The 17829-nt window shown below is 59.9% G+C and carries 17 protein-coding genes and 1 pseudogene; 11 read left to right on the forward strand and 7 right to left on the reverse strand.

Annotation, left to right across the window (positions count from 1 at the left end; translation table 11 throughout):
* Window positions 1-10: 10 nt before the first annotated feature.
* Both JFU37_RS13760 and JFU37_RS13765 read right to left on the reverse strand, forming a co-directional pair.
* The gene (locus tag JFU37_RS13760) at window positions 11-2422 is read right to left on the reverse strand and encodes a penicillin acylase family protein (RefSeq protein ID WP_201115790.1); all 2412 of its coding nucleotides are present in this window, start codon (window positions 2420-2422) and stop codon (window positions 11-13) included.
* Window positions 2423-2536: 114 nt separating this feature from the next.
* Window positions 2537-3112, reverse strand: a pseudogene (locus JFU37_RS13765) (DUF6436 domain-containing protein); the annotation flags it as partial.
* A 97-nt stretch (window positions 3113-3209) separates the two neighbouring features.
* On the opposite strand from JFU37_RS13765, the gene JFU37_RS13770 reads away from it, so the two are divergent.
* Entirely contained in the window at window positions 3210-4157 is a 948-nt protein-coding gene (locus tag JFU37_RS13770) for an alpha/beta hydrolase (RefSeq protein ID WP_201115792.1), read from the forward strand.
* Window positions 4158-4277: 120 nt separating this feature from the next.
* Here JFU37_RS13770 and JFU37_RS13775 read toward each other — a convergent pair whose 3' ends face one another.
* Window positions 4278-5030, reverse strand: coding sequence for a DUF2059 domain-containing protein (locus JFU37_RS13775; RefSeq protein ID WP_201115793.1), 753 nt, complete (start codon window positions 5028-5030; stop codon window positions 4278-4280).
* Between the two features lie 108 nt (window positions 5031-5138).
* Here JFU37_RS13775 and JFU37_RS13780 point away from each other — a divergent pair, with 108 nt between their 5' ends.
* Together JFU37_RS13780 and JFU37_RS13785 are read left to right on the forward strand one after the other, a co-directional pair.
* Window positions 5139-5771, forward strand: a complete 633-nt coding sequence (locus tag JFU37_RS13780) for a 2OG-Fe(II) oxygenase (protein ID WP_201115794.1) — start codon at window positions 5139-5141, stop codon at window positions 5769-5771.
* A gap of 2 nt (window positions 5772-5773) precedes the next feature.
* Window positions 5774-6259: a DUF523 domain-containing protein gene (locus tag JFU37_RS13785; protein ID WP_201115795.1), complete on the forward strand. Its 486-nt coding sequence runs from the start codon at window positions 5774-5776 to the stop codon at window positions 6257-6259.
* Window positions 6260-6361: 102 nt separating this feature from the next.
* Here JFU37_RS13785 and JFU37_RS13790 read toward each other — a convergent pair whose 3' ends face one another.
* Window positions 6362-6943: a transporter substrate-binding domain-containing protein gene (locus JFU37_RS13790; protein ID WP_201115796.1), complete on the reverse strand. Its 582-nt coding sequence runs from the start codon at window positions 6941-6943 to the stop codon at window positions 6362-6364.
* A gap of 135 nt (window positions 6944-7078) precedes the next feature.
* Here JFU37_RS13790 and JFU37_RS13795 point away from each other — a divergent pair, with 135 nt between their 5' ends.
* Window positions 7079-7504: a DUF4399 domain-containing protein gene (locus JFU37_RS13795; protein ID WP_201115797.1), complete on the forward strand. Its 426-nt coding sequence runs from the start codon at window positions 7079-7081 to the stop codon at window positions 7502-7504.
* Window positions 7505-7567: 63 nt separating this feature from the next.
* On the opposite strand, the gene serA is transcribed toward JFU37_RS13795, so the two are convergent.
* On the reverse strand, window positions 7568-8797 hold the full coding sequence (gene serA, locus JFU37_RS13800; protein WP_201115798.1) for a phosphoglycerate dehydrogenase: 1230 nt from the start codon (window positions 8795-8797) through the stop codon (window positions 7568-7570).
* A gap of 204 nt (window positions 8798-9001) precedes the next feature.
* On the opposite strand from serA, the gene JFU37_RS13805 reads away from it, so the two are divergent.
* From JFU37_RS13805 to JFU37_RS13820, 4 genes are all read left to right on the forward strand, one after another.
* Entirely contained in the window at window positions 9002-10396 is a 1395-nt protein-coding gene (locus JFU37_RS13805; protein ID WP_201115799.1) for an FAD-binding oxidoreductase, read from the forward strand.
* A 37-nt stretch (window positions 10397-10433) separates the two neighbouring features.
* Entirely contained in the window at window positions 10434-11099 is a 666-nt protein-coding gene (locus JFU37_RS13810; RefSeq protein ID WP_201115800.1) for a fumarylacetoacetate hydrolase family protein, read from the forward strand.
* 155 nt (window positions 11100-11254) lie between these two features.
* Window positions 11255-12184 (forward strand): SdiA-regulated domain-containing protein, encoded by a 930-nt coding sequence (locus JFU37_RS13815; protein WP_201115801.1) that lies wholly within the window; start codon window positions 11255-11257, stop codon window positions 12182-12184.
* A gap of 206 nt (window positions 12185-12390) precedes the next feature.
* A complete protein-coding gene (locus JFU37_RS13820) occupies window positions 12391-13308 on the forward strand; it encodes an SdiA-regulated domain-containing protein (protein ID WP_201115802.1) in 918 nt (305 codons plus the stop codon).
* Between the two features lie 124 nt (window positions 13309-13432).
* Here JFU37_RS13820 and rpiA read toward each other — a convergent pair whose 3' ends face one another.
* The gene (gene rpiA, locus JFU37_RS13825; RefSeq protein WP_111448403.1) at window positions 13433-14107 is read right to left on the reverse strand and encodes a ribose-5-phosphate isomerase RpiA; all 675 of its coding nucleotides are present in this window, start codon (window positions 14105-14107) and stop codon (window positions 13433-13435) included.
* 325 nt (window positions 14108-14432) lie between these two features.
* On the opposite strand from rpiA, the gene ilvA reads away from it, so the two are divergent.
* Entirely contained in the window at window positions 14433-15947 is a 1515-nt protein-coding gene (gene ilvA / locus JFU37_RS13830) for a threonine ammonia-lyase, biosynthetic (RefSeq protein WP_201115803.1), read from the forward strand.
* Between the two features lie 39 nt (window positions 15948-15986).
* Window positions 15987-16415, forward strand: coding sequence for a DUF2269 domain-containing protein (locus JFU37_RS13835; RefSeq protein ID WP_201115804.1), 429 nt, complete (start codon window positions 15987-15989; stop codon window positions 16413-16415).
* 119 nt (window positions 16416-16534) lie between these two features.
* Here the strand turns inward: JFU37_RS13835 and JFU37_RS13840 are convergent, their stop codons facing one another.
* On the reverse strand, window positions 16535-17191 hold the full coding sequence (locus JFU37_RS13840) for a histidinol-phosphatase (protein WP_201115805.1): 657 nt from the start codon (window positions 17189-17191) through the stop codon (window positions 16535-16537).
* Between the two features lie 143 nt (window positions 17192-17334).
* Here JFU37_RS13840 and JFU37_RS13845 point away from each other — a divergent pair, with 143 nt between their 5' ends.
* Complete coding sequence (locus JFU37_RS13845; RefSeq protein WP_007945562.1) at window positions 17335-17814, forward strand: RNA pyrophosphohydrolase; 480 nt, start codon at window positions 17335-17337, stop codon at window positions 17812-17814.
* Window positions 17815-17829 lie beyond the last annotated feature (15 nt).

A 17829-nucleotide genomic window follows, 5' to 3' on the forward strand; every position in this document is an offset into this window, starting at 1 on the left:
CTTTTGATGTTTAAGGCGCAGCCCGCGCCGGCAACAGCTTCAACGTACTGCGCGTATTGGCCGTCACTTCTTCATCATTGAGATGCGCCTGGAAATAGACCCCTTCGAGGTACGCCTCGGCCTGGTCGTCATAGTGGCTGTCGAACGGCACACCGCTCTGGCCGACCGGGTTGACGGTCAGGCTGTGAGCCGGGTCGGCGAAATCGATCAGGCGCCGGGTCGACGGGCCGTAAGTCACCGGCCATGGCGCCGGGCCAATCCTGGCCGAGAGGTTGTTCGGCACTTCATGGCTGCCGGGCGCCGCGAACGGACCCACATTGAAGATCTGGTCCAGCGGCTTCTGCTGCCCCAGGGGATGGCCATGGGTCAACGTGTGCGCCTTGCCCCACTGCCATTGCGCGAAATCTGCACCCAGCGTGGTCTTGAGGTGAGCGATGCTCGCCTGCCACGCCACCTTCACCGTATCGGCGCGGGTTTCCTTGCCGGGCGTATTGCGGTTGTCCCACCACGGCGAATCGGGGCTCGCAGCCAGGCGTGGCAGCGCTGCGTCGATGACACGGGTCGAGAGCAACGTGTCGAAGAAGTCATTCCCCAATTCGTCGTGCATTGCCGCGTCGGCCAGGTTGAACAGGAACTGGTTGAACACCGTGGCGCTGGTGGAATCCAGCGGGTAATCGCCTTTCCACTGCGCCAGTTGCTCCACAAGTTTGCGTTCGGCAGGATCACTCACCACTTCACGCAGGACCGGCAACAACGGCGCCAGCAGTCGCGGGCCATAGGCGGTGGTTGTGCCCAATTGCAGTTGCTGGCTGGCTTCCAGGTCCCACTTGATGTTTTTGTCGCTCAGTTGGCGGTCGAGTTGCTGACCCCGATCAGCCAGGTTGTAGTAGCCGGGGATCTCCATGCCGGTCGGCGAAACCGGCTGGAAGTTGGCGGAGACGATGTAACCCCGCGCCGGGTTCTCTTCCTGCGGGTTGGCGCTGAACGGGTAAAAACCATCCTTGTCCGCCTCGGCCGTGCTGCCATCGAGGATGAACCACGGACGTACGCCCGCCGGACGTTTTGGCAGTTGCGCCGCGGCCCACCAGCCGATGTCGCCCTTGGCATTGGCCCAGACGATGTTCAGGCCTGGCGCCTGGATTTTGGCCGCCGCGTTGCGGGCCTTGGCCAGGGTGTCGGCGCGGTTGAGCTGGTAGAAGCCTTCAAGGATCGGGTTCTGGCTTTCGAGGAAGCCCCACCACATGGCGATCGGCGTTTTGCCGGCGCTGTTGCCCAGCGCGTCGTTGACGATCGGGCCGTGGGGTGACTGGCGCAGCACCAGGGTGACCGGCGCCTGGCCCTTGACCGCAATGTGCTGTTCGCTGGTCACCATGTCTACCCACTTGCCTCGGTACCAGACCTGATTGGGATTGTCCGGGTTGACCTTCTCGGCGATCAGGTCGAGGTCATCGTTCTGGAACATGGTGATGCTCCAGCCGAAATCGCGGTTCATGCCCAATGAAGCGAACGGCATCAACGCTTGATAGTGGCCGTAGAGCTCAAAGCCCGGCGCCGAGAGCTGCGCCTCGTACCACACCGACGGCGCCGAAAAGCGGATATGCGGATCTCCGGCCAACAGCGGCTTGCCACTTTTGGTGTGACTGCCGGAGACCACCCAGGCGTTGCTGCCTTCGAACTGCGGCAGGCCATTGTCGGCCAGTGCCTGTTCGCTCAGGCGGGCGAGGGCGTTGAGGTCTTTCCAGTCGGCGCTGGCGAGGGGCGGCGTGGCGCTGCGGCGATTTTTCGCCAGCATGCCTTTGGGTTGCCAGTCGAGATCGAAGACATTCAGATACTCGGCGCCCAACTGATCGCGCACGAAGGTCAGCAACGGCTCAGTCCGAAACGCCGCCGCAAAACTGTAGGCCATGTAACCCGCAATGCTGATGGTGTCCTGAGCGGTGAAAGGGCGTTTTGGAATACCCAGTACATCAAACTCGGCAGGTTTTGGATGGTTGTCCTGATACTGATTGATGCCGTCCAGATAGGCTTGCATCGCAGTCCAGGTCGGTGACTGTTTGTCCAGGTTTGCGAGGTAGGTTTCGGCGCGTTCGCGAATGCGCAGGCTGCGCATCAGTTTGTCGGTGTCGAGCAGTTTCGGGCCCAGCACCTCGGCCAGCTCGCCACGGGCGAGACGGCGCAGCACTTCCATCTGAAACAGCCGATCCTGGGCATGAACGTACCCGAGGGCGCGGTACAGGTCGGTTTCGTTCTCGGCGCGGATATGCGGAATGCCGCGCTCGTCGTAGCGCACGGTAACCGACCCTTGCAAGTGCTGCAGCTCAACCATGCCCTGGCGTGTCGGCTGCTTGCTATAGACGTACCAGCCGGCGCCTGCGGCGAGCGCGAGAATCAGCAGGACGAGAACGGTCAGGCTACGTTTCATGGAGATTCCTTATTGTTATGAATGGCAACGGTCCCTGGCGCCATTGTTTAACACGGCGTGCCGAATTGGCCCATCGCACTTAGGAGGGATTCGCGTTTCCTGTCCGCCTTACTTCTTTACGTCGATGGGCCACGGGCAGTAACACCCGACCGCCAGTGTGTGCGTGGCACTCACCGCACGGCCCTCGTTCAGCGCTTGCAAGATCGGTTCGATAAAGCTGTTGCTCGAATTGCAGGTCAGGCCTTCGCTGTACGGGCCGAAATATGCCAGCTTGCCGCTGCGATCCCAGATCGCCACGGCAGGGCTGGCGGGGATCTGCTCCGACCCTGGCAGCACGCTGATGGTTTTAAGGCTGCTCAAGGTGCTCGGCAATTGGCCGTGACTGCCGGGCTTCTGTACGGCATAAAACTCCACGCCCTGCGGTACATAGCGCTCAACCAGTTCGGTCAGGTGTTGTTGATTGCCGACGTTGCACGGGCACGCCGGGTCCCAGAAATGCACCAAACGGATGGCGCCGGGTCCGGCGAGGTCATCGGGCAGGCGCAACGGGTCACCGGAGAAAACGGCGGTGTGTGAGCTGAACGCCCGCAGGTAGCGACCCTGGAACCAATCGTAAGCCGTCCACAGCGCGCCGGCACACACGAGGGCGAGCAGGCTGGCAAGCAGTGTGGCGCGGTAGGACGGACGCATGGGTTTCAATCCTCGAAGGTCGCCCAGCTTGCCATGCTTGCCGCGACAGATGAATATCGCAGGCCTATAAAGTCCGTTTCGCGTTCTGGAATTGCTCATGTCTGCCACTTTTGACCCCGATCATCTGCGTGCGAGCCTGCGGCCACTGGCTGATGGGCAACCACTGTCGGTCGAGGCGCTGGCTTATCAGCGGTTCTACGGGTTGGATTTTCCGGGGCGTCACTTTCGCAGCGGTCTGGGGCGGTTTGAGGTCGATGGTTATGACGTGGTCAGTCAGGTCTGGTGGCCCGAGAAGGCGAAGGCGACGTTGTTGTTGTTTCACGGCTTTTACGATCACACCGGACTCTATCGGCATGTGATTGAGTGGGCGCTGGACCAAGGTTTTGCGGTGATTGCCTGCGATTTGCCGGGGCATGGATTGTCCAGCGGCGAGCGCGCCAGCATCAAGGATTTCGCTGAGTATCAGGACACGCTGCAAGGCTTGTTCGCCGAGGCTTCGTCCCTGGGCCTGCCACAGCCGTGGCACCTGTGCGGGCAAAGCACCGGCGGCGCGATTGTGATCGATCATGTGCTCAATGCGGGCACCAGCAGTCCAGCCCAGGGCCAGGTGATTCTGCTGTCGCCGCTGGTCAGACCGCGGGCCTGGGGCTGGTCGCAGCTGAGCTATTACCTGCTCAAGCCTTTCGTCAACGCCATTGCCAGGCGCTTCAGCGAGAACTCCAACGACCCCGATTTTTTGCCGTTCCTGCAAGCCGATCCGTTGCAGCCGCTACGGTTGCCGACAGCCTGGGTCGGTGCACTGGCGCGCTGGATCAAACGCATCGAAGCCGCACCGTTCAGCACCCGGCGACCCTTGATTGTGCAGGGGCAGGCGGACATGACGGTGGATTGGGAGCACAACCTTGATGTGTTGAAGGCCAAGTTCGATCGGCCGCAGGTATTGATGTTGCCAGAGGCGCGGCATCATCTGGCGAATGAGACGGCGGCGTTGCGAGGGGAGTATTTCGGGTTTTTGACTAAGCGGATCAAGGGGCGGAATCTTTAGCGGTCACTAGGGCCTCATCGCGAGCAGGCTCGCTCCCACAGAGGACCGAGTTTTCCAGACAGGCACAGTTCAATGTGGGAGCGAGCCTGCTCGCGAAGGGGCCCTTGCAGGCACCGAAGATTACTGGGTCAGGTTCGAAGTGCTTTGCCCCACCGCCAACCCCGCCCGAATCGCCGCCAGCGCAGCCTGATAGTAAGCCTGGCCCTCAGCCGATTCGGCAAACGTGGCAAATTCTTCCAGTTCGTTGTCCGACAGGTCGCGGTAGACATACAGCAGCGTGTTGTTCAGGTCACTGCCGATCTGGTCCATCAAGCGCTGACGCTGACCGTTCAACATCCCTTGCGCCTGACCACCACCGAGCAGACCGGGGATCATCGAGCTCAGGCTGTCGGCCGCGACGCCGGCAATCGCCAGGCTGACTTCAGCGCCGGCCTCGCGAGCGGGCAGCGCCTGGGCCAAGTGGCCGATGATCAGCAAGCGGCTGTCGCTGGCCTGCATCTTGGGCAAGCCCTTGGCGTTTTTCATCAGTTGGTCGCGACGGGTTGCCAGCAGTTCGGCGGCAACGACTTTTTTGCCCAGGGGGGACTGAAAAAACGCCAGGGCAGGTTTTGGATCGACGAGGTTCTTGCGCAGCTGCGCTTCGGCGCGCTGGTCTACAGCCTGAGGGGCAAAACGCTGATTGCTGTTGTCGACCAAGGCCTGGAACACCGCCGGTGGCAGGCTGTTCTGGTAACGCTGCTGAGCGGCCGAAAGGGCATCGTTGAAATGCGCGCGTTGATCTGGCCAACCGGCGACCTTGTACAACTGGTCGTGGCTGTCTGCCCAAGCGGGCAAAGCACAGAGCATCAACAGTGAAAAAAGCAAACGGCGCATAGGGACTCCTGTCGGCAGCCGACTATTCTCCGTGCGGCATACGGACTTGTCGAGAATTCGTATCAAGCCGCCGCGTGGCTCTGTCGGATTTTCAGGCACAGGAATACTATGCGCCCCATGCAAATATCCTCTGATCACCCGCTGCTGTTACGTATCGTCGACGACCTCGCTGCACACGGCTGGTCACAGCAGAATATTTTCCTGCCCCTGGCTCTGACCCAGGAACTGGCTGCCGAGTGCCGTAAACGTGCCGCCGAGGGCGAGTTGGCCCCGGCCGCCGTGGGGCGCGGGCCGTCATCGGAGATTCGCGAGGGGATTCGTGGCGACCACATCCAGTGGATCGAGCCCGGTCAGGCACTGGCTTGCGACAACTATCTGCAGCTGATGGACAGCCTGCGCGAAGCAATGAATCGCGGTTTGTACCTGGGCCTGGAAGACTTCGAAAGCCATTTCGCGATGTACCCGCCCGGCGCTTTTTACCTCAAGCATCTCGACCGGTTCCGCGATGATGACCGGCGCACAGTGTCGACGGTGGTCTACCTCAATGACGGCTGGCTGCCTGAGCACGGAGGCCAATTGCGCATGTACCTGAAAGAGGGCGTCGAACACGAAGTGGTGCCTACCGGCGGATGCCTGGTGGTGTTCCTGTCGGGCGAAGTTCCCCACGAAGTCCTGCCCGCGACCCGAGATCGCCTGTCGTTGACCGGTTGGTTCCGGCGTCGCGGCAACGAGCCGTTCTGAACATGCCAAAAATACTGGTAAGTCGCTGCCTGCTGGGCCATCGCGTTCGTTACGACGGCGGCGCCAGCGGGCCGTTCGATCAGCTTCAACAGTGGATCGAAGAAGGTCGGGTCGTGCCGCTGTGTCCAGAGGTTGCTGGCGGGTTGCCGACGCCAAGGGCCGCAGCGGAAATCCCGGGCGGGCAGGGTGGTGACGTGCTGGATGGCCATGCTTCGGTGATCACCACCGAGGGTGAGGATGTCAGTGCGCAGTTTTTGTTGGGGGCTTATCAGGCGCTGGAGTTGGTGCAGCAGCATGGAATCCGGGTGGCGGTGCTGAAGGCTAACAGCCCGTCCTGTGGGAATTTGCTGACGTATGACGGGACGTTCAGCGGTGTGAAGATCAGCGGCGAAGGTGTCACCGCTGCGTTGCTCAAACGCCATGGCGTGCAAGTCTTCAGTGAGCTGGAGCTGCCGCAAGCGGCGGCAGCGCTGGGCTCTCTCGACTAACACCGAACACCTGTAGGAGCGAGCTTGCTCGCGATGGTGTGTCAGTCGACACCCATGTAGCTGACACACCATCGCGAGCAAGCTCGCTCCTACAGGGGTGGCTTATTTCGGCGCCACACTCGTCTCCGCACCCAACCACTTCTGCGACAACGCCTCCAGCCGGCCATCCGCCTTGATCCGCTGCAGCGCGTTTTCCAGGCTGGCGTGAAACGCCGGGTTCCCCTTCTGGAACGGAATCGCCAGGTTCACCGTCGGGCTCGCCTTCGTCTTCTCTTGCGTCAGCGACTGCACCAGCAGCATCGAGTGCGGCTCTTCTTTCTGCGCGATCAGTTGCGCATCGGTGTGAAGGTACGGTTCGCTGAAGTCGAAACGATCCTTGAGCGCCGAGGTCATTGTTATGTGGTTGATCGCGATGTCGTACTTGCCGGTTTCAACGCCGGGCAACAAATCGCTGGCGTCGGTGACGACGAAGTCAGCCCGCACATCCAGTTCGTCGGCCAGCAGTTGGCCCAGTTCGACTTCGAATCCGGTGAGTTTGCCGTCGTCCTTGAAATTGAAGGGCGGTGTATTAGCCTCAAGTGCAATGCGCAATTCGCCACGGTCGTTTACGTCGTCAATCAGTTCGGCATGAGCCAAGGGGCTCAAAAGGGGTAGCAGGCAGATCAGGCCAGGCAAAAAACGCATGGTCACTCCTTTGAATTCATTATCGCGACGCTCTGGTTCAGGCTCGCTTTGCTATGGTTATTGAGTGCCTTCGACACCGAATGGCCGTGAAGTTGTCATGACTGCGCGGATTTTACGAAAAAACTGGAGAAGAGAATGAAAACGTTTATGTCACGAGCAGCATTCGCTGGCCTGTTACTGGGTGCTTCGATGCTGGCAACGGCTGCGACTCCGGCTCCCAAGGGGGCAGAAGTGTTCATCGTATCTCCCGAAGATGGCGCCACGGTCTCGGAAACGTTCACCGTCAAATTCGGCGTCAAGGATATCGCTCTGGCACCGGCCGGCGATATGACGAAAAATACCGGCCATCACCATCTGCTGATCGATGTCGACAAGCTACCTGCCGAAGGCGCGCCGATTCCGAATGATGCCAACCACATGCACTTCGGCAAGGCGCAAACCCAGGCCGAGATCAAACTGGCACCGGGCAAGCACACCCTGCAGTTGGAGCTGGGCGACAGCGGCCACATGCCGTTCGATCCGCCACTCGTTTCGAAAAAAATCACCGTGACGGTGAAGTAATTTTTCCCCAGGTATGAAAAAGGGAGCTCCGAGGAGCTCCCTTTTTTGTCACTCAAGTCGCTATCAGAACAACACGCGGCAACGAATGGTGCCGTTGATGTGCTGCAGCTTCTCTTGCGCCAGGTCCGAGTACTCGGCGTCGACGTCGATGACCACGTAGCCGACTTTCTCGTTGGTCTGCAGGAACTGACCGGAGATGTTGATCCCGTTTTCGGCGAAGACCTTGTTGATCTCGCTCATCACACCCGGAATGTTCTCGTGGATGTGCAGCAAACGGTGCTTGCCAGGGTGAGCCGGCAGGGCCACTTCCGGGAAGTTGACCGAGGACACCGACGTACCGTTGTCGCTGTACTTGACCAGTTTCTCGGCCACTTCCAGACCGATGTTGGCTTGCGCTTCAGCGGTGGAACCACCGATGTGCGGGGTCAGGATCACGTTGTCCAGGCCACGCAGCGGGCTTGCGAACTCTTCGTCGTTGGAGCGAGGCTCCACCGGGAATACGTCGATGGCCGCGCCGATCAGGTGCTTGTCCTTGATCGCGTCCGCCAGGGCGTCCAGCTCAACCACGGTACCGCGCGCCGCGTTGATCAGGATGCCGCCCTTCTTGATAGCGCGGATTTCCTTCTCGCCGATCATCCACTGGGTCGCAGCGGTTTCCGGAACGTGCAGGGTGACGATGTCGGACATGCCCAGCAGTTCGTGCAGGTTGCCGACCTGAGTAGCGTTACCCAGTGGCAGCTTGGTCACGGTGTCGTAGAAGTACACTTGCATGCCCAGGCCTTCAGCCAGGACCGACAATTGAGTACCGATCGAACCGTAACCGACGATGCCCAGCTTCTTGCCGCGGATCTCGAAGGAGTTGGCCGCGCTCTTGATCCAGCCGCCACGGTGGCAGGAAGCGTTCTTCTCAGGGATGCCGCGCAGCAACAGGATCGCTTCGGCCAGCACCAGCTCTGCAACGGAGCGCGTGTTGGAGTACGGCGCGTTGAACACCGCGATACCGCGTTCGCGGGCAGCGTTCAGGTCAACCTGGTTGGTGCCGATGCAGAAACAGCCGACAGCGACCAGTTTCTTCGCGTGATCGAAGATCTCTTCGGTCAGTTGAGTGCGGGAGCGAATGCCGATGAAGTGAGCATCAGCGATCTTTTCCTTCAGCTGGGCTTCCGGCAGAGAACCGGTGAGGTACTCGATGCTGGTGTAGCCCGCCGACTTGAGGACGTCGACAGCCGATTGGTGGACGCCTTCGAGAAGAAGGAACTTGATCTTGCTCTTATCGAGAGAAGTCTTGCTCATCTGCGTAAACCTGTATCCCGGAGAAAAATGGCAGGAAATAGCCAGCAGACGCTGACCCGGACGGCAGGAAAGCCGTCGCCGCAGAATAGCCTTTCGGCACTATGCTGCGGGGGCGGTATGCTAGCATATGCACCCCGCTAAACACTCATTCCTGCGACGTGAAGCGTTCTCAGGATGACCATGAATTGTTCGAGAGTTCTGTCGATGACCAATCCTGCCTTGATTGAAGAGCTGAAGACCCTGGTTGAGCCTGGCAAGGTGCTGACCGATGCCGACTCCCTGAATGCTTACGGTAAGGATTGGACCAAGCATTTCGCTCCGGCCCCGACCGCCATCGTATTCCCCAAGACCACCGAGCAGGTCCAGGCCATTGTTCGCTGGGCCAATGAGCACAAGGTTGCGCTGGTGCCGTCCGGTGGTCGTACCGGGCTTTCCGCTGCGGCAGTGGCGGCGAATGGCGAAGTGGTCGTGTCCTTCGACTATATGAACCAGATCCTCGACGTGAACATGACCGACCGCACCGCTGTGTGTCAGCCGGGCGTGGTCACCGAGCACTTGCAAAACGTGGCCGAAGAAAAGGGCCTGTACTACCCGGTGGACTTCGCTTCGGCAGGTTCCAGTCAGATTGGCGGCAATATCGGCACCAATGCCGGCGGGATCAAGGTGATTCGCTACGGCATGACCCGCAACTGGGTCGCCGGTATGAAAGTCGTCACCGGCAAGGGTGATCTGCTGGAGCTGAACCGCGACCTGATCAAGAACGCTACGGGCTACGACCTGCGTCAGCTGTTCATCGGCGCGGAAGGTACCCTCGGTTTTGTGGTTGAAGCGACCATGCGTCTGGATCGTGCGCCGAAAAACCTCACCGCGATGGTCCTCGGCACTGCTGATTTCGACTCGATCATGCCGGTATTGCACGCGTTCCAGAGCAAACTCGACCTTACCGCGTTCGAATTCTTCTCCGACAAAGCCTTGGCCAAAGTCATGGCGCGCGGCGACGTGCCGGCGCCGTTCGACACCGATTGCCCGTTCTACGCCCTGCTGGAATTCGAAGCGACCACTGAAGAAGTGGCCAACCACGCCCTGGAAACCTTCGAGCACTGCGTCGAGCAGGGCTGGGTGCTGGACGGCGTGATGAGCCAGAGCGAAACCCAGCTGCAGAATCTCTGGAAGCTGCGCGAATACATCTCCGAAACCATCTCCCACTGGACGCCGTACAAAAACGATATTTCGGTCACTGTGTCGAAAGTCCCGGCGTTCCTGAAGGAAATTGACGCGATCGTCGGCGAACACTATCCGGATTTCGAAATTGTCTGGTTCGGTCACATCGGCGACGGCAACCTGCACTTGAACATCCTCAAGCCGGAAAACCTGAGCAAAGACGAGTTCTTCGCCAAGTGCGCGACCGTGAACAAGTGGGTGTTTGAAACCGTCGAGAAGTACAACGGTTCGATTTCCGCCGAACACGGCGTGGGCATGACCAAGCGTGATTACTTGACCTACAGCCGCTCGCCAGTTGAGATCGAGTACATGAAAGCCGTCAAAGCGGTGTTCGACCCGAACGGCATCATGAACCCGGGCAAGATTTTCGCTGTTTGACTTTTGAATTTAAGAGCTACGAACCAGGAGTCGGTCCATGAGCTATCAGCACCAGTATGTCGACGGTACGCGTATTCACTTCCCGCTGGGGAAAGTGGTGTGCATCGGCCGCAACTACGCCGAACACGCCAAGGAACTGGACAACCCGGTGCCTACCGAGCCCTTGCTGTTCATCAAGCCGGGCAGTTGCGTGGTGCCGCTGGAAGGTGGTTTCAGTATCCCGACCGAGCGTGGCTCGGTGCATTACGAGGCGGAAATCGCGGTGCTGATCGGCAAGCCTTTGTCGACCAAACCCAGCCGTGAAGAAGTGCTGGATGCCATCTCCGGTTTTGCCCCGGCGCTGGACTTGACCTTGCGCGACAAGCAGGCCGAGCTGAAGTCCAAAGGCCTGCCGTGGGAAGTCGCCAAGTCCTTCGACGGTGCGGCGGTCATTGCCCCGTTTGTGTCCGGCAGCACCTTTGCCGACCTGACCGACATCGGCATCCGCCTGACCATCAACGGCGACGTTCGTCAGGATGGCAACAGCAAGGACATGCTCAACCCGATCGTGCCGATGATCCAGTACATGGCCGGCTGCTTTTCTCTGCAGGCCGGTGACGTGATCCTCACAGGCACGCCGGTCGGCGTGGGCCCGCTGAATGTCGGTGATGAACTGGTGCTGGAACTGCCAGGTGCCAGCAGCTTCACCAGCAGCGTCCGCTAGTCGAAACACCGCTGAACCCTTGTAGGAGCGAGCTTGCTCGCGAAGAACCTGAGATCCCCACGCGGTGTCAGGCTTGCAGCGTTATCGTTAGCGACCATCGCGAGCGAGCTCGCTCCTACAGGTGTCCCCCTCTGAATTTCTGGAAGCTTTCCCTGATGGCCATCCAACCGCTGCCCACGCTTAACACCACCCGCCGCCCGCGCTTCTTCATGCGTTGGTATTTCTGGCTTTTGCTGGTGGCTGCCGCCGCGTATGGCCTCGCGTTTGCGATGCATTGGGATGCTCGTGGCGTGCTGTGGTTGCGCGAGCGTTTCGTCAGCCCGAGCGAACGTCAGGCAAGCGTCTGGCTGCCGGACTATCGGGCGGTGATCGATGCCAAGCTGCTGCCGGGCATGGAGAGCGACGAAGCGTCGGACCTGGCCTACGATCCGCAAACAAAAACCCTGTTTTCGGTGATGGGCAAAAACCCGTTCCTGGTCGAGCTGAACTTGCAGGGCGACGTGCTGCGCAAGATGCCGCTGGTGGGGTGGAGCAACCCGGAGGGCGTGACGGTCATGGGCAATGGCCTGCTGGCCATCGTCGATGAACGCCAGCATCTGCTCACCATCGTCAAGGTCGATGCCAATACCCGCGAGCTGAACATCGCCAACTTCCCGAAATACGACCTCGGCCCTTCAAAAAACCAGAACAAGGCGTTCGAAGGTGTGGTCTGGGATTCGCGCAATCAGCAAATGCTGCTGGGTGAAGAGCGTCCACCGGCGCTGTTCACCTGGAAAAGCAGCGATGGCCAGACGCTCACCGGCGACAAGCAAAAACTCGCCAGCAACCAACTGGACATGCGCAACCTGTCAGCCCTGGCCATCGACCCGCGCACCCAGCACACACTGGTGTTGTCTGCCGACTCTCACTTGTTGCTGGAGTTGGACGAGAAGGGCAAACAGGTCAGTTTCATAGCCTTGCTGGGCGGCTTCAATGGCCTGAACAAGACCATCCCCCGCGCCGAAGGCGTGGCCCTGGATGAGGCTGGCACGCTGTACATGGTGAGCGAGCCGAACCTGTTCTACCGCTTTGAAAAGCAGCACTAACCCTGTAGGAGCGAGCTTGCTCGCGAAAAACGTTAACGATGACGCGTTATACACAGTAGACCCGGGCGCCTGATGGTTTTTCGCGAGCAAGCTCGCTCCTACAAGGGTTGAATCCGGGCATTGTGGTCGCAGGCAGCCGGCCATTAAGCTTCAATTCAGACAGCCGTGATATTTCATCCGCTTGCCTTGAATCCGAGCCCGCCCAAATGCGTCGACTTGCCCGTCCCAAACTCCTGATGTTGATCCTATTGGCGATTGCGCTGATCGTGCTGGTTGCCGTCGGCCAATACCAGCGGCTGTTCGAGCGGGCCTGGTTCAATCTGCACACGCTATGGCTACCGGAGAACGCTGAATCCATTGGCCTGGATCGCTATCAGGTCATCGTCGAGGCGAAAGTCATTGACGGTCTGGACAAGGACGTGTCGGCGCTGACCTTCGATCCTGTGCGCAAAAGCCTGTTCACCGTCACCAATAAAAACCCCGAGTTGTTCGAGTTGTCGCTGGATGGCCGGATTATTCGACGCATTGCGTTGATCGGCTTCGGTGATGCGGAGGCGGTGGAGTTCATCAGTGCCGACACTTACGTGATCGCTGACGAAAGCCAGCAACGTCTGATCAAGGTTCATCTGGAGAAGGACACCACCTTCCTTGACGCGGCGGACGCCGAACAGATGACCCTCGGCGTGCACACGAGCGGCAACAAGGGCTTCGAAGGCCTGGCCTACGACTCAGTGGGCAAGCGTCTGTTTGTCGCCAAGGAGCGCGATCCGATGCTGATCTACGAAGTGCAGGGCTTTCCGCATTACAACCCGGAAAAATCCTACGCAGTACACGTGGTTAACAACCCCAAGCGTGATGCCGGGATGTTCGTGCGGGACCTGTCGAGCCTGCAATACGATGAACGCAGCGGTCATTTGCTGGCGCTGTCCGACGAGTCGCGGCTGATTCTGGAGCTGGATGTGGACGGGCGACCGCTGAGCACCTTGTCGCTGAGCAAGGGCCGTCAGGGGTTGCAGAAGACTGTCCCTCAACCGGAAGGCATCGCGATGGATGACAGCGGCACGATGTACCTGGTGAGCGAGCCGAACCTTTTCTACATATTCAAAAAGCCGGCACAGCCCTGACAACACCACCCATTAAATGTGGGAGCGGGCTTGCTCGCGAAAGCGGTGTGTCCGTCTAAAGATATGCTGACTGACACACCGCTTTCGCGAGCAAGCCCGCTCCCACAAGGAGTTTTTGTGTGGCTTATTGGGCGCGGAGGGTCTTCACCCCTTCGCTCGTACCCAGCAACAGCAAATCCGCTGGACGTGCCGCGAACAAACCGTTGGTCACCACGCCGACGATGGCGTTGATCTGCGTCTCCAGCTCCACCGGGTTGGTGATCTGCATGTTGAACACGTCGAGGATGATGTTGCCGTTGTCGGTCAGCACGCCTTCACGGTAGACCGGGTCGCCGCCCAGTTTCACCAGCTCGCGGGCCACATGGCTGCGGGCCATCGGGATCACTTCCACCGGCAACGGGAACGCGCCGAGGACCGGCACCAGTTTGCTGGCGTCGGCGATGCAGATGAAGGTCTTGGCCACAGCGGCGACGATCTTCTCGCGGGTCAAGGCTGCGCCGCCGCCCTTGATCAGGTTCAGGTGCTCGTCGCTCTCATCGGCGCCATCGACGTAGAACTCCAGGTCGCTGACGGTGTTTAGCTCATACACCGGAATGCCATGGCCCTTGAGGCGCGCGGCGGTGGCTTCGGAACTGGCGACCGCGCCATCGAACGCGCCTTTGTGCTTGGCCAATGCGTCGATAAAGCAGTTGGCGGTGGAGCCGGTGCCGACCCCGACGATGCTCTTGTCGTCGAGTTTCGGGAGGATGAAGTCGACGGCGGCCTGAGCCACTGCCTGTTTGAGTTGATCCTGGGTCATGCGGGCTCCGAGGTGCCGAAGAGGGGACGAAAGGCCGGCATTATAGGCTTCGGGACGGGGAAGGTCATTGTCCGATTGGCGGGTCAAATGCGCACACCTTCATCCCGGATTACTGTAGGAGCGAGCTTGCTCGCGATGATCGTGAACGATAACGCGTAAAACCAGATGCCCAGCGGCGCCCTTGGGTTTTTCGCGAGCAAGCTCGCTCCTACAACAGGTAATGATCTCTTCCGGCGGGTTAAAACCACCGGTTTAGTGTGGTCGCTTGGGCGAAAGGCGGGTTAGACTCGTTGGCCCTGCCCAACCCGCTCAGTGATGCTTTCCGATGCTCGAACAGTACGTGAAAAAGATCCTCACCTCGCGCGTTTATGACGTTGCCGTAGAAACCCCATTGCAGACTGCTCGCCAGCTCTCCGAGCGGCTGGGTAACGCTATTTTGCTCAAGCGCGAAGACTTGCAGCCGGTGTTCTCGTTCAAGATTCGGGGCGCCTACAACAAGCTGACTCAGCTCAGCGACGAAGAGCGCGCACGTGGCGTGGTCACAGCTTCCGCGGGCAACCACGCGCAAGGCCTGGCCCTGGCGGCGAAAGTGCTGGGCGTGAAGGCGACCATCGTGATGCCCAAGACCACCCCGGAAATCAAGGTCGAAGGCGTGCGCTCCCGTGGTGGCAAAGTGGTGCTGCACGGGGATTCGTTCCCGGAAGCCCTGGCCTACTCGCTGAAACTGGTCGACGAAAAGGGCTACGTCTACATCCACCCGTACGACGATCCCCACACCATTGCCGGGCAGGGCACGGTGGCCATGGAGATTCTGCGCCAGCACCCTGGTCGTCTGGATGCGATCTTCGTTCCGGTCGGCGGCGGCGGCCTGATCGCCGGCATCGCGGCTTACGTGAAGTACCTGCGTCCTGAAATCAAAATCATCGGCGTCGAACCGGACGATTCCAACTGCCTGCAAGCCGCCATGGCGGCCGGCGAGCGCGTGATACTGCCGACGGTGGGCCTCTTCGCCGATGGCGTCGCGGTGGCCCAGATCGGCCAGCACACCTTCGACATCTGCAAAGACTACGTCGATGAAGTCATCACCGTCAGCACCGACGAGATCTGCGCGGCGATCAAGGACATCTACGACGATACCCGCTCGATCACTGAACCGGCTGGCGCCCTGGGCGTGGCGGGGATCAAGAAATACGTCGAGCAGCGCGGCGTCACCGGGCACACCTTCGTGGCCATCGATTCCGGCGCCAACGTCAATTTCGACCGTCTACGCCACGTTGCCGAGCGCGCCGAACTGGGCGAGGGTCGCGAAGCCATCATCGCCGTGACCATCCCCGAGAAGCCGGGCAGCTTCAAGGCGTTCTGCGAAGCCATCGGCAAGCGCCAGATCACCGAATTCAACTACCGCTACAACACGGGCAGTGAAGCGCACATCTTCGTGGGCGTGCAGACGCATCCGGAAAACGACCCGCGCAGTGCGTTGATCGCCAGCCTCAGCGAACAGGGTTTCCCGGTGCTGGACCTGACCGATAATGAACTGGCCAAGTTGCATATCCGCCACATGGTCGGCGGTCGTGCGGCTCATGTCGTCGATGAAGTGATTCTGCGCTTTGAATTCCCGGAGCGGCCGGGCGCGCTGTTCAACTTCCTCAACAAGCTCGGTGGGCGCTGGAACATCTCGATGTTCCACTACCGCAACCACGGCGCAGCGGATGGCCGCGTGGTCGCGGGCCTGCAAGTGCCTCACGAAGAACGTCATCTGGTTCCCGCTGCGCTTGAGGAAATCGGCTACCCGTACTGGGACGAAAGCGACAATCCGGCCTATCAGCTGTTTCTTGGCTGAGGGGCTACGCTGATGGGCAGGTCATAAGGAAATCGAACAATGGAAACGTTAACCGCCCTGAAAATGGCTCATATGGTGGCGACGGTATTGCTGTTGGTCAGCGCGCTGGGGCTGGCCATCTGGGTCTGGCGCACACGGCGTAATGGCGATCCGACGGCGCATGCGCGCACCTTGCAACGGCCACGCGTGTTCATCTGGCTGCTGATGGGGCTGGCGCTGCTGAGCATGCCATTTACCGGCTGGTGGATGGTGAACCTGGTGGGCTGGCCATTGGGGCAGACCTGGTTGCTGGCTTCCAGTGTGCTTTACACCGTGGCGGCGTTGGGCTGGTTCTGGTTGCTGGTGCGCTTGAATAAGTTGCGCAAGGTGCCGGCGGCAGGGAACGGGAAATTTACGTTTGTCTTGGCGTTGTTCAGTTTTGTCTGTTTTATCGCCATTGCCGGACTAATGGGCGCCAAACCTGTGTAGGAGCAGCCGGTCGACGCTCGATTGCTCGCGAAAAAACGTGAGGGCACCGCGTTCATCCTGGCCGCCCTCGTCATCGTTAACGACCATCGCGAGCAAGCTCGCTCCTACAAGTGCGGTGGTCACTCGCGCAGAGTAATCACCGGCCAGCCACGCTTCTCGGCCTCAGCGCGCAAATTCGGATCCGGATCAACCGCCACCGGATTCGTCACCTGCTCCAGCAACGGCAAGTCATTCATCGAGTCGCTGTAGAAATAGCTGTCTTGCAGCGAATGCCCGGTTTCTTCCAACCAACGATTCAGCCTAGTCACCTTGCCTTCCCGGAAGCACGGAACGTCAGTGCTGCGCCCGGTATAACGGCCATCGACCATTTCGCATTCAGTGGCAATCAGGGTTTCAACACCCAATCGCTGTGCAATCGGCCCGGTCACAAAACGGTTGGTGGCGGTGATGATCACCAACTTGTCGCCGGCCTCGCGGTGCTTGGCCAGCAACTCGATACCCTTGGGCAGCACGATAGGTTCGATGCAATCGCGCATGTAATCGCCGTGCCATTGAGCCAGCGTGGACATTTCAGTGCGGCCGAGGACCTCCAGGCAGAAGTTCAGGTAGGCGTCGTTGTCCAGCTTGCCGGCCAGATAATCCTGATAGAACTCATCGTTGCGCGCCTTGTAGGCGACGGCATCAAGGAAGCCGCGCTCGCACAGGTAATCGCCCCAGGCGTGGTCACTGTCGCCGCCCAGAAGTGTGTTGTCCAAGTCGAATAAAGCCAGCCGCATTGCAGTTACTCGCTGAAAAGTCTGTAGAAAGGCGCCCAGAATACGGACTTTTCACAAGAGTGCACATAAGGTTGGCCGGCTCGTTGCTGCCTTCACAACCTTTGTGGAACAATGCGGCGACATGCGTTTGCGAGGTTGTTGCCGTGATCGACCCCGATGGTTTCCGCCCCAATGTCGGGATCATTCTCACGAATGATGCCGGACAGGTGCTATGGGCTCGCCGTATCAATCAAGATGCCTGGCAGTTTCCACAGGGTGGAATCAATCCCCAGGAGACGCCGGAAGACGCCTTGTACCGCGAGTTGAACGAAGAAGTGGGTCTTGAGCGCGAAGATGTTGAAATTCTCGCCTGCACCCGGGGCTGGTTGCGCTATCGTTTGCCGCAACGTCTGGTCAGGACGCACAGCCAACCGCTGTGCATCGGCCAGAAACAGAAATGGTTTCTCCTGCGCCTGATCTCCAACGAGCAGCGGGTGCGGATGGATTTGACCGGTAAACCGGAATTCGATGGCTGGCGCTGGGTCAGTTATTGGTATCCGTTGGGCCAGGTGGTGACATTCAAGCGCGAGGTGTATCGACGCGCTCTCAAAGAGCTTGCCCCGCGCCTTTTAACGCGCGACTGACGACGGAGTTCGACC

The sequence above is a fragment of the Pseudomonas sp. TH41 genome (assembly GCF_016650695.1).
Classification (GTDB): Bacteria; Pseudomonadota; Gammaproteobacteria; order Pseudomonadales; family Pseudomonadaceae; genus Aquipseudomonas.

What these genes read in the sequence shown, in the direction of transcription:
- JFU37_RS13810 (WP_201115800.1), top strand. Translation starts at nt 10,434, where the DNA reads ATGAGCTATCAGCACCAGTATGTCGACGGTACGCGTATTCACTTCCCG.
- JFU37_RS13770 (WP_201115792.1), top strand. Translation starts at nt 3,210, where the DNA reads ATGTCTGCCACTTTTGACCCCGATCATCTGCGTGCGAGCCTGCGGCCA.
- JFU37_RS13760 (WP_201115790.1), bottom strand. Translation starts at nt 2,422, where the DNA reads ATGAAACGTAGCCTGACCGTTCTCGTCCTGCTGATTCTCGCGCTCGCC.
- rpiA (WP_111448403.1), bottom strand. Translation starts at nt 14,107, where the DNA reads ATGACCCAGGATCAACTCAAACAGGCAGTGGCTCAGGCCGCCGTCGAC.
- JFU37_RS13835 (WP_201115804.1), top strand. Translation starts at nt 15,987, where the DNA reads ATGGAAACGTTAACCGCCCTGAAAATGGCTCATATGGTGGCGACGGTA.
- JFU37_RS13840 (WP_201115805.1), bottom strand. Translation starts at nt 17,191, where the DNA reads ATGCGGCTGGCTTTATTCGACTTGGACAACACACTTCTGGGCGGCGAC.
- JFU37_RS13780 (WP_201115794.1), top strand. Translation starts at nt 5,139, where the DNA reads ATGCGCCCCATGCAAATATCCTCTGATCACCCGCTGCTGTTACGTATC.
- serA (WP_201115798.1), bottom strand. Translation starts at nt 8,797, where the DNA reads ATGAGCAAGACTTCTCTCGATAAGAGCAAGATCAAGTTCCTTCTTCTC.
- JFU37_RS13795 (WP_201115797.1), top strand. Translation starts at nt 7,079, where the DNA reads ATGAAAACGTTTATGTCACGAGCAGCATTCGCTGGCCTGTTACTGGGT.
- JFU37_RS13790 (WP_201115796.1), bottom strand. Translation starts at nt 6,943, where the DNA reads ATGCGTTTTTTGCCTGGCCTGATCTGCCTGCTACCCCTTTTGAGCCCC.
- JFU37_RS13785 (WP_201115795.1), top strand. Translation starts at nt 5,774, where the DNA reads ATGCCAAAAATACTGGTAAGTCGCTGCCTGCTGGGCCATCGCGTTCGT.
- JFU37_RS13775 (WP_201115793.1), bottom strand. Translation starts at nt 5,030, where the DNA reads ATGCGCCGTTTGCTTTTTTCACTGTTGATGCTCTGTGCTTTGCCCGCT.
- JFU37_RS13820 (WP_201115802.1), top strand. Translation starts at nt 12,391, where the DNA reads ATGCGTCGACTTGCCCGTCCCAAACTCCTGATGTTGATCCTATTGGCG.
- ilvA (WP_201115803.1), top strand. Translation starts at nt 14,433, where the DNA reads ATGCTCGAACAGTACGTGAAAAAGATCCTCACCTCGCGCGTTTATGAC.
- JFU37_RS13815 (WP_201115801.1), top strand. Translation starts at nt 11,255, where the DNA reads ATGGCCATCCAACCGCTGCCCACGCTTAACACCACCCGCCGCCCGCGC.
- JFU37_RS13805 (WP_201115799.1), top strand. Translation starts at nt 9,002, where the DNA reads ATGACCAATCCTGCCTTGATTGAAGAGCTGAAGACCCTGGTTGAGCCT.